We start from the raw sequence: 9,935 nt of genomic DNA, 5'->3' as shown, positions 1-9,935 counted from the left end.
TCAGCGTTCGATACATGGTTTCACCTCCTATGTTTATTGTATTCTATTGCCATCCAAAGAAGAAAGAGAAAAACAGAAAAACCGAACGCCATTCATCCCCCACCTGTAGAGGTGGGGGACTTCTGGCTGATTTATGTTAAAACGCCGCGAGTTCACGCATCGCTTTTTCGACTTTTTCCGGGTTGACCATAAAGAACTTCTCCATCGTCGGCGCATACGGCATGGCCGGAACGTCTGGACCGGCAAGGCGCATAATCGGCGCGTCGAGATCAAACAAACAATGCTCCGCGATAATGGCGGCGACTTCGCTCATGACGCTGCCTTCTTTATTGTCTTCCGTAATAAGCAGCACTTTCCCCGTTTTGCTCGCCGCTTCGATGATCGCTTCTTTGTCAAGCGGGTAGACGGTGCGCAAATCGAGCAGATGGACGGAAATGCCGTCTTGTGCGACGCGTTCGGCCGCCTGCAAGGCAAAATGGACGCACAGCCCGTACGTGATGACCGTGATGTCCTCTCCTTCACGCTTGACATCAGCTTTGCCGATCGGCAATACGTAGTCGTCTTCCGGCACCTCTCCTTTAATGAGGCGGTAGGCGCGTTTATGCTCGAAAAAGAGCACCGGATCTTCATCGCGAATCGCCGCTTTCAATAATCCTTTTACATCATACGGCGTCGACGGCATGACGATTTTCAGCCCCGGCTGGTTGGCGAAAATCGCTTCCACCGATTGAGAATGGTACAGAGCACCGTGAACACCGCCGCCGTATGGAGCGCGGATGACGATCGGGCAGTTCCAGTCGTTGTTCGAGCGGTAGCGAATGCGCGCCGCCTCCGAAATGATTTGGTTGACCGCCGGCATGATGAAGTCGGCAAACTGAATTTCCGCGATCGGGCGCAGACCGTACATCGCCGCGCCGATGCCGACGCCGACGATCGCCGATTCGGCAAGCGGCGTATCAATCACGCGCTCTTCGCCAAACTGCTCGTACAATCCTTGTGTCGCTTTGAACACTCCGCCTTTTCGGCCGACGTCTTCTCCTAACACAAACACGCGCGGGTCGCGCTCCATCTCTTCGCGAATTGCCATCGTGACCGCATCAATATAGGAAATAACAGGCATCGTCAAATCCCCTCCCTTACTCCTCGGCATACACGTAGCGAAGCGCGTGCTCCGGCTCGGCATACGGCGCCTTCTCAGCGTAGTCAGTCGCTTCGTTCACTTCCTTCATGACGCGCGCTTGAATTTCTTCATCCCGTTCATCGGTCAAAACGCCCGTTTCTTTCAAATAGTTGGCAAATGTGATGATCGGGTCTTTGGCGCGCGCCTCGGCGAGCTCTTCTTCCGTCCGGTAGACGCGATGGTCGTCATCCGACGAGTGCGACGTCAGCCGATACGTCACCGCTTCAATCAACGTTGGCCCTTCGCCGCGGCGGGCGCGGTCGGCCGCTTCCTTGACGACGCGGTATACTTCAAGCGGATCGGTGCCGTCGACCGTATAGCCCGGCATGCCGTAACCGACAGCGCGGTCGGACACTTTTTCGCACGCGAGTTGTTTCGAAATCGGCACGGAAATGGCGTACTGGTTGTTTTCGCACATGAAGATGACCGGAAGCCTGTGAACACCGGCGAAGTTTGCCCCTTCATGGAAGTCGCCTTGGTTCGACGACCCTTCGCCAAAGGTGACAAAAGCGACAAAATCTTTCTTTTCCATTTTCGCCGCTAACGCAAAGCCGACCGCATGCGGCACTTGCGTCGTCACGGGCGAGGAGCCGGTGACGATCCGGTTTTTCTTTTGCCCGAAATGGCCAGGCATTTGCCGGCCTCCGGAGTTCGGGTCTTCCGCCTTGGCGAACGCCGCCAGCATCAATTCTCTCGCCGTCATTCCAAATGTCAGCACAACCCCCATATCGCGGTAGTACGGCAGTACATAGTCCTTCGTCCGATCGAGGGCGAACGCCGCGCCGACTTGCGCCGCTTCCTGCCCTTGGCACGAGATGACGAACGGAATTTTTCCGGCGCGGTTTAACAGCCACATCCGCTCATCGAGCTTGCGGGCGAGAAGCATTGTTTCATACATTTCCAACACCGTGTCATCGCTTAATCCGAGCGCTTGATGACGGTTTTGCGCCATCACAACAACCTCCCTTAGATTCACATAGTCAACCAATGATCACGCGCCAAGCTCATGCCGCCACGAACTAAAAATGAATCGCTTTGCCATCGACCGCCAGCGCCGCTTCCGCCATGGCCTCTGACAGCGTCGGATGCGGGTGGATCGCATGGGCCACTTCCCACGGAGCTGCATCAAGCACGCGGGCGAGCCCGGCTTCGGAAATCAAATCGGTCACGTGCGGCCCGACCATATGGACGCCAAGCAGATCGTCCGTGTTCCGGTCGGCGATGAGTTTCACAAACCCTTCCGCCTCACCGAACACAAGCGCCTTGCCAATGGCTTTAAACAGAAATTTGCCGATTTTGACATCATAGCCTTTCGCTTTCGCCTCTTGTTCGGTTAAGCCGACCGCCGCCGCTTCTGGACGGGTGTAAATGCAGCGGGGCACCATCGAATAGTCAATCGGCGCTGGATTGCGCCCGGCCAAATGCTCAATGGCGACAATCCCTTCATGGGCAGCGACATGGGCCAGCTGCAGGCCGCCGATGACATCACCGATTGCGTAAATGTGCGATTCTTTCGTTTGGCCGAACTCGTTTGTTTGAATATATCCCTTCTCCACAACAATTTCGGTGTTTTCAAGACCAATTCCTTCAATGTTCGCCTGACGCCCGATGGAAACGAGCATCTTGTCGGCCGCAAACGTTTTCCGCTCGCCTTGATGCTCCGCTTGGATCGTGACGCCGTTTCCTTTCTCGAGCGTTTCCGCGAGCACCCGCGCTCCTGTGACGATGTTGACGCCGCGGCGGAGGAGCAGTTTTTCCATTTCTTTTGAGACATCTTCATCTTCTGTCGGCAAAATGCGATCGGCATACTCAAGCACGGTGACCTCCACACCGAAATCGTTGAGCATCGACGCCCATTCCATGCCGATGACGCCGCCCCCGACGATCAAGATAGACGACGGAAGCACCTCCATTTGCAGCGCCTCATCCGATGTCATCACGAATTCGCCGTCCGGCTCAAGCCCCGGTAGCGTACGCGGCCGCGAACCAGTGGCAATGACGACGAATTTCGGGACAAGCATTTCGTTTTCGCTGCCGTCGTTCATCTCAACCGACACCGTCCCCGGCAGCGGGGAAAAGATCGACGGGCCGAGCAGGCGGCCGATGCCGGCGTACACATCGATCTTCCCTTTTTTCATCAAATGCTGCACACCTTTATGGAGCTGGTCGACAATCGTTGCTTTGCGCGCCTGCACTTTCGCGAAATCAAGGCGCACATCACCGACGATGACGCCAAACGCCTCGCTATTTTTCGTTTGCGCGTACACTTCCGCACTGCGGAGCAGCGCTTTGGACGGAATGCAGCCGGCGTGCAGGCACGTGCCGCCGAGCTTCCCTTTTTCGACAACCGCCGTTTTCAAGCCGAGCTGCGAGGCGCGAATAGCGGCCACATAGCCACCCGTGCCGCCGCCGAGAATGACGACATCGTATTCTTTTGCCATCTTGTCTTCCCCTTTCTCATCCGTTGCCGCATCAACGCCGGACTGAAACCGGCGAAGCCGCTTCACCCTGAATACGTTTTTTCCTCTTCTTCGCCGCGCAGGACGCGAAGCGCCCCTTCGGCAAGCGCCTGCAGTTCGTTTTCGCCCGGATGGACGATGACATCGGCGATCCATTGCACGCGGCGAGTGATTCGTTCGACAAACGATTTGCCATACGCCAACCCGCCGGTCAAAATGATGGCGTCCACTTTGCCCGCCAATACGGCGCTTGCCGCGCCGATTTCTTTCGCCACTTGGTACGCCATCGCCTCATAGACGAGCTTGGCCTTTTCATCGCCAGCTTCGATCATGTTCTCGACTTTCACCGCATCGTTCGTGCCCAAATACCCGACAAGTCCGCCTTGACCGACGAGCATGCGCATCACTTCCTCGCGATAGTAGTCGCCCGAGAAGCATAGCGCCACCAAATCGCCGGCCGGCACCGTCCCGGCACGCTCCGGGCTGAACGGGCCTTCGCCGTCAAGCCCGTTGTTCACGTCCACCACCCGCCCTTGCTTATGGGCGCCGACCGTGATGCCGCCGCCCATATGAGCGACGATCAAGTTCAGTTCGTCATACCGCTTGCCAAGCTGCTTGGCGACGCGGCGCGCGACCGCTTTTTGGTTTAGGGCGTGGAAAATGCTGCGCCGCTCAATGAGCGGAAAGCCGCTGATCCGGGCGATTGGCTCAAGCTCATCGACGACGACCGGGTCGACGATAAACGCCGGGATGTTTAAGGCCGAGGCGAGCTCATGCGCCAAAATGCCGCCGAGATTAGAGGCGTGCTGTCCCGAATAACCGCGGCGTAAATCTTCAAGCATCGCCTCATTGACACGGTACGTCCCGCCTTCGATCGGGCGGAGGAGTCCACCGCGGCCGCAGACGGCGTTCAACTTCGATAAATTGATCCCTTCTTCATCGAGAGCTTGCAAAATCGTTTGTTTGCGGAACTCATACTGATCCGCAATCGTTTTATATTGCCGAAGCACCTCCGCCTCGTGGCGGATCGTTTTTTCGAGCAATGGCCGTTCGTTTTCAAAGACGCCGATTTTCGTTGACGTCGAACCTGGATTGATCGTTAAAATGCGGAACTTCTGCTCTTGCATCGTTGTCGTCCCTCCGTCATCCGCCGGCGGGGCGGAGGCCGCCCCGCGCCGCTGTTAGCGGGCGCGACGGCGGCTTAAAATATGGTGACCATTTTGCAAAAATTGACTGCGCGCTTTGCGCATCGTTTCAATCCGTTCTTCCGCCATCCGGTCGGCGGCCACATACGTTGGAATGTTGTCGCGCTTGGCGATGGCAAACACTTTTTCGATGTTGTCATAAATTTGCTCGATTTTTTTCATCGCCCGTTCCCGATTGTAGCCGTACAGTTCGTCCGCGACGTTGATGACGCCGCCGGCGTTGATCACATAATCCGGGGCATAGACGATGCCCATTTCATGGATGATGTCGCCATGGCGCGGCTCTTTCAGCTGGTTGTTCGCCGATCCGGCGATCACTTTCGCTTTCAGTTGCGGAATCGTTTGATCGTTGATGATGCCGCCGAGCGCGCATGGAGCAAAAATGTCGCACTCCACGCCGTAAATGTCGTTCGGGTCGACCGCTTTCGCTCCGAATTCCTCGACCGCGCGCGCCACCGCTTCCTTGTTGATGTCAGTCACGATGAGTTTCGCTCCTTCTTCGTGCAAATGGCGGCACAAATGATACGCGACATTGCCGACTCCTTGGACGGCGACGACTTTTCCTTCGAGCGAATCGCTGCCGAACGCCTCTTTTGCCGCCGCCTTCATGCCGCGGTATACGCCGTAGGCGGTCGCCGGCGATGGGTTGCCGGATGAGCCGAATTCGGGCGAAATGCCGGTGACATAGTCGGTTTCTTGATAGATGATATCCATATCGGCGACGGTCGTGCCGACGTCTTCCGCCGTGATGTAGCGGCCGTTCAGCCCTTGAATGAAGCGGCCGAACGCCCGGAACATCGCTTCGTTTTTATCTTTGCGCGGGTCGCCGATGATGACCGTTTTGCCCCCGCCCAAGTTGAGGCCGGCGGCCGCGTTTTTGTACGTCATGCCGCGGGCGAGGCGCAAGGCGTCTTCAAGCGCTTCTTCTTCCGAATTGTACATCCACATGCGCGTCCCGCCGAGCGCCGGGCCGAGCATTGTGTCATGAATGGCAATGATCGCTTTCAAACCCGATTCTTTATCTTGGCAAAACAGCACTTGCTCATAATCGTAAGTTTCCATATATTTGAACAATTCCATCTCAGATGGCCTCCTTCTTTTCATTTCGCTGCCGAACAGATGGCGAGCGCCAACGAATACAGTTTGCTTTCCGCCGAGTCGGCGCGCGACGTCAAGACGATCGGCGCCTTCGCCCCGGCGATGACCGCGCCGACTTTGGCTTTTGCAAAGTAGACGAGCGACTTGTACAACATGTTGCCGGATTCAATGTCCGGCACGAGCAAAATATCAGCCTGTCCAGCCACTTCGCTTTCAATTCGTTTATGCTTCGCCGCCGTCATAGACACTGCATTGTCCAAGGCAAGCGGCCCGTCAAGCAGGCAATGTTCGATTTGTCCCCGCTTTTGCATCATCGCGAGCGCCGCTGCATCGACGGTTGCCGGCATGGCCGGATTGACCGTCTCCACCGCCGCCAGCGCCGCGACTTTCGGACGCTCGATGCCGATGGAACGCGCCACGCTGACGGCATTGTTCACAATTTGCACTTTTTGCTCGAGATCGGGGGCGATGTTCATGGCCGCGTCGGTCACGATGATCAGCCGTTCGAACGCCGGCACGTCAAACACCGCGACATGGGACAACACCTTTCCTGTGCGCAGCCCGTATTCTTTGTTCAAGACGGCTTTCAGCAAGGTTGCCGTCGGTACGTGCCCTTTCATTAAGGCATCTGCTTCATTCAAATGAACGGCGCGCACCGCCAGTTCGGCCGCTTGGGCGACCGAATTGGTGTGAACGATGTCGACATCGGCAAAACGCGCCCCCCCTTTTTCTTTGAGCAACCGTCCGATTCGCTCCCGGTCTCCGTACAGCACAAACCGGCCGAGGCGATGCTCGAGCGCCATCGCCACCGCTTCGATCACTTCCTCATCCTCGGCGGCGGCCACGGCCACCGTCCGACCTTGACATTGACTTGCTTCCTCGATTAATGTGTTCGACTTCATCGTCTGCACCAACCTTTTCTGCCAATCCGTCGAGGCAGTTTTATCATACCCGCTTTTTCGTTCCTTGACAAATGACGGATAACGGTTATGATAATCGGTGAAGTGATTTCTGCTGGGAAAGGGACGCGATCGCGATGGGGCGAATGATTGCGCTGTTCATTTTAGTCGTTCCGGGGCTGGCGGCGGCGCTCGGCATTAAATGGATGCGCGATGCGTTGTTTGGCATCATGCAGCCGCCGTTTGCCGCCTTATGGCTGCAATTTCTCGCCGGGCTTGTGCTGTTTGCAGCCGGGTTGGCGTTTATTGGCGGGTTTTTGCTGCACCGCGACCGAAAACGGAACAAAGTGCAGGCGCGTTTTCAACGAAAACGAAAAACGCCTTGATTCGGAATTGGAAACCATCCATTTCAAGGAAAGCCAAAAAACGCCTTAACGGTTTTCGTTAAGGCGTTTTCTCTTTCCATTCCTTCGCTTGACGCGGATAGTCGGTGAAAATCGCATCCACTTTATAGGCGAACATCGTCTTCGCCGTTTTCGGCTTGTTCACCGTAAAGGGCCGGACTGCGACGCCGCGGCGCCGCGCATCCGCGGCGAAGTCCGCCGTCACCGTTCGGTGGTACGGATGCACCCCGCCTGCGTTCATCGCCTGCACATACGTCCACGGGTCATAGAGCGGCTCCATATAAAGAAGCGCCGTTTCGATCTCCGGCGCCAACTGGCGGCAAAGACGCATGCTGTTATGGTTGAACGATGAGAAAATCGTCCGGTTCTCGAGCCCATAGCGGCGCACAACGGCGATCACCTTTTGCTCAAGCCTTTCATAAGCCACGAGGCTGTTTTTCAGCTCAATGTTGACTAAAAGCCGTGTCGGCGCCAGCCAGGCGAGCACTTCCTCGAGATGGGGAATCGGGCAATGGCCGTAACGGCCGTCCCATTTCGCTGCTGCGTTGAACTTGCGGAGTTCGCGGTATAGGATGTCTTTGACCCAGCCGCTGCCGTCCGTCGTCCGGTCGACCGTTTCGTCATGAATGACGACCGGTTCGCCGTCTTTCGTCAGCTGCACATCGAGCTCAATGCCATCCGCCCCCGCCTTCAGCGCTTCTTCAAACGCTGCCATCGTATTTTCCGGGTGGGTTCCCGCCGCTCCGCGGTGGGCAAAAATATATGTCATGCCGTTTCTTCCTTTCCCATATAATTCGCCATTTGGCCGACAAAGCTGGCCGAATGCGGCAGTGATCGGTTATACTAAAAGTAATGTATGAGGCACTGGAGGGGAAGATGATGCAGCCGCTGAAAATTTCCTTGGAGACGGCGCAAAAGCTGGCAAAAGCGCTCGGCGTGCCGATCGAGCAAGTGATGCACATGCCGCCGCATATTTTGATGAAAAAATTGCTCGAACTTGAGAAAAAGGAAACAGAGCATGACGAACCGTAGCGGCCTGCCCTCATCAACGGGTGGCTTGGCATTTCGAGTAGGCACCCGGCCGCAAAAAAGGCCGGCGCCAAAAAGCCGGTCAACCGCTTTTTCGGCCCGCCTCTTTTGCCTTCACCGCGTTCCGCCCTTTATGACGCTTTATGCTCAAGCCGCAGTTTGTCGGCCACCATCGCGATGAATTCGGAGTTGGTCGGTTTGGCTTTCGAGACGCTGACCGTATAGCCGAACAGCGATGAGATCGAGTCGAGATTGCCGCGGCTCCAGGCGACTTCGATCGCATGGCGGATCGCTCGTTCGACCCGGCTTGCCGTTGTGTTGTATTTTTTGGCGATGTCCGGGTACAGCACTTTCGTGATCGAGCCGAGCAGCTCGATGTCGTGATAGACCATGGCGATGGCCTCGCGCAAATACAAATAGCCTTTAATGTGGGCTGGAACGCCGATTTCATGGATGATGCTCGTAATGCTCGCATCCAAGTTTTTCGGCTTGTTGTCGCGCACTTGGGGCGCCGGGGCTGCTTTCCTCACAACCGACGTCGTTTTGCCGTAAACTTGCCGAATATGGTGGGCTAAGTTTTCCATGTCAAACGGCTTTAAAATGAAATAGGAAGCCCCGAGTTCAACCGCCTTTTTCGTCACGTCTTCCTGGCCGAACGCCGTCAGCATAATGACATTGGGCTGATGTTCGAAGCCGGCGCGGATTCTCTCCAAAACAGCCAGTCCGTCCAAATGCGGCATAATGATGTCCAACAGCAAAATATCCGGCCGCTTTTCCTCAAGCATCTGCAGGCAGTCCTGGCCGTTGTACGCCGTGCCGATCACTTCCATGTCCGGCTGGCTCGAAATATATTCATCAAGCAATGACACCAATTCGCGATTATCGTCGGCAATACACACTTTAATGCTCAACTTGATCGTCCTCCCCCACATTTTCTTCCTATGTAACTTTCCGTTAACGTACATTCGACAACAGCAGCAAAAAATCCTTTTCTTTTTCACAAATTAATGCAAAATAAAAATTATAGCAAAAAATGAGCTCTTTAGACAATATTCGTTTTTTTAACCATGTATTTGTCGAAAAATCTTTACATGTTCCATTTTAACGGATGTTTCACCAAATATCTATGCCCAATCGGCAAAATATTTGCCGTCTTTTTTGAAAAATTTTTGGGCTGCAAAAAAAGCGAGCTGACTCGCAGTCAGCTCGCCTTTTTTTGACGGCCATATAGATCGATTCCTGCTTCTTGCAGCATCCATTCAATATGGACGCCGTATCCCGATGTCGGATCGTTGACAAACACATGCGTCACCGCACCGACAAGTTTGCCATCTTGAATGATCGGGCTGCCGCTCATGCCTTGAACGATGCCGCCCGTTTTCTTGAGCAGGCGCGGATCGGTGACGCGGATGACGAATCCTTTTGTGGCTGGAAACTTTTGTGGAACGTTGCTGACAATTTCAACATCAAATTGCTCCACCTTGTCGTTTTCGACCACTGTCAATATTGTTGCCGGTCCTTCTTTCACCTGGCTGGCCAAAGCGATCGGAATCGGTTTCGTGAATGGGCTGTCCGGCAATGGCTTTGTCAGTTTACCAAAAATGCCAAACGGACTGTTATTCGTCACCGTGCCGATCATCTCTTCGCCATCGGAGAAGCGG

At 55.3% G+C, this 9,935-nt stretch carries 11 protein-coding genes; 2 read left to right on the top strand and 9 right to left on the bottom strand.

Annotated features, from left to right (window positions below):
- Positions 1-136: 136 nt before the first annotated feature.
- The 6 genes from IKE44_RS13150 to yqiS form a co-directional block, all read right to left on the bottom strand.
- The gene (locus IKE44_RS13150) at positions 137-1,120 is read right to left on the bottom strand and encodes an alpha-ketoacid dehydrogenase subunit beta (RefSeq protein WP_021322378.1); all 984 of its coding nucleotides are present in this window, start codon (positions 1,118-1,120) and stop codon (positions 137-139) included.
- A gap of 16 nt (positions 1,121-1,136) precedes the next feature.
- On the bottom strand, positions 1,137-2,132 hold the full coding sequence (locus IKE44_RS13145; RefSeq protein WP_287466142.1) for a thiamine pyrophosphate-dependent dehydrogenase E1 component subunit alpha: 996 nt from the start codon (positions 2,130-2,132) through the stop codon (positions 1,137-1,139).
- A 67-nt stretch (positions 2,133-2,199) separates the two neighbouring features.
- Positions 2,200-3,621, bottom strand: a complete 1,422-nt coding sequence (gene lpdA, locus IKE44_RS13140) for a dihydrolipoyl dehydrogenase (RefSeq protein WP_033016492.1) — start codon at positions 3,619-3,621, stop codon at positions 2,200-2,202.
- A gap of 62 nt (positions 3,622-3,683) precedes the next feature.
- Positions 3,684-4,766 carry a butyrate kinase gene (gene buk, locus IKE44_RS13135; RefSeq protein WP_033016450.1) on the bottom strand — a complete coding sequence of 361 codons (1,083 nt, stop codon included), beginning with the start codon at positions 4,764-4,766 and terminating at the stop codon, positions 3,684-3,686.
- Between the two features lie 54 nt (positions 4,767-4,820).
- A complete protein-coding gene (locus IKE44_RS13130; protein WP_287466139.1) occupies positions 4,821-5,924 on the bottom strand; it encodes a leucine dehydrogenase in 1,104 nt (367 codons plus the stop codon).
- 20 nt (positions 5,925-5,944) lie between these two features.
- The gene (yqiS, locus tag IKE44_RS13125; protein ID WP_483299811.1) at positions 5,945-6,844 is read right to left on the bottom strand and encodes a phosphate butyryltransferase; all 900 of its coding nucleotides are present in this window, start codon (positions 6,842-6,844) and stop codon (positions 5,945-5,947) included.
- A gap of 134 nt (positions 6,845-6,978) precedes the next feature.
- On the opposite strand from yqiS, the gene IKE44_RS13120 reads away from it, so the two are divergent.
- Positions 6,979-7,227 (top strand): DUF2627 domain-containing protein, encoded by a 249-nt coding sequence (locus IKE44_RS13120; RefSeq protein ID WP_033009427.1) that lies wholly within the window; start codon positions 6,979-6,981, stop codon positions 7,225-7,227.
- Between the two features lie 58 nt (positions 7,228-7,285).
- On the opposite strand, the gene IKE44_RS13115 is transcribed toward IKE44_RS13120, so the two are convergent.
- Positions 7,286-8,014, bottom strand: coding sequence for a glycerophosphodiester phosphodiesterase (locus tag IKE44_RS13115; protein WP_033009425.1), 729 nt, complete (start codon positions 8,012-8,014; stop codon positions 7,286-7,288).
- A 110-nt stretch (positions 8,015-8,124) separates the two neighbouring features.
- Between IKE44_RS13115 and IKE44_RS13110 the strand changes: the two genes are divergently transcribed.
- Complete coding sequence (locus tag IKE44_RS13110; RefSeq protein WP_064502501.1) at positions 8,125-8,277, top strand: YycC family protein; 153 nt, start codon at positions 8,125-8,127, stop codon at positions 8,275-8,277.
- 128 nt (positions 8,278-8,405) lie between these two features.
- Here the strand turns inward: IKE44_RS13110 and spo0A are convergent, their stop codons facing one another.
- On the bottom strand, positions 8,406-9,185 hold the full coding sequence (gene spo0A / locus IKE44_RS13105) for a sporulation transcription factor Spo0A (RefSeq protein WP_287466135.1): 780 nt from the start codon (positions 9,183-9,185) through the stop codon (positions 8,406-8,408).
- A 290-nt stretch (positions 9,186-9,475) separates the two neighbouring features.
- The coding region (locus IKE44_RS13100; protein ID WP_287466133.1) for a SpoIVB peptidase S55 domain-containing protein at positions 9,476-9,935 on the bottom strand (460 nt) is incomplete at its 5' end.

The organism is Geobacillus sp., from assembly GCF_017515625.1.
GTDB classification, from domain to species: Bacteria; Bacillota; Bacilli; order Bacillales; family Anoxybacillaceae; genus Geobacillus; species Geobacillus stearothermophilus.
This window is presented reverse-complemented; position numbering and strand designations above follow the sequence as displayed.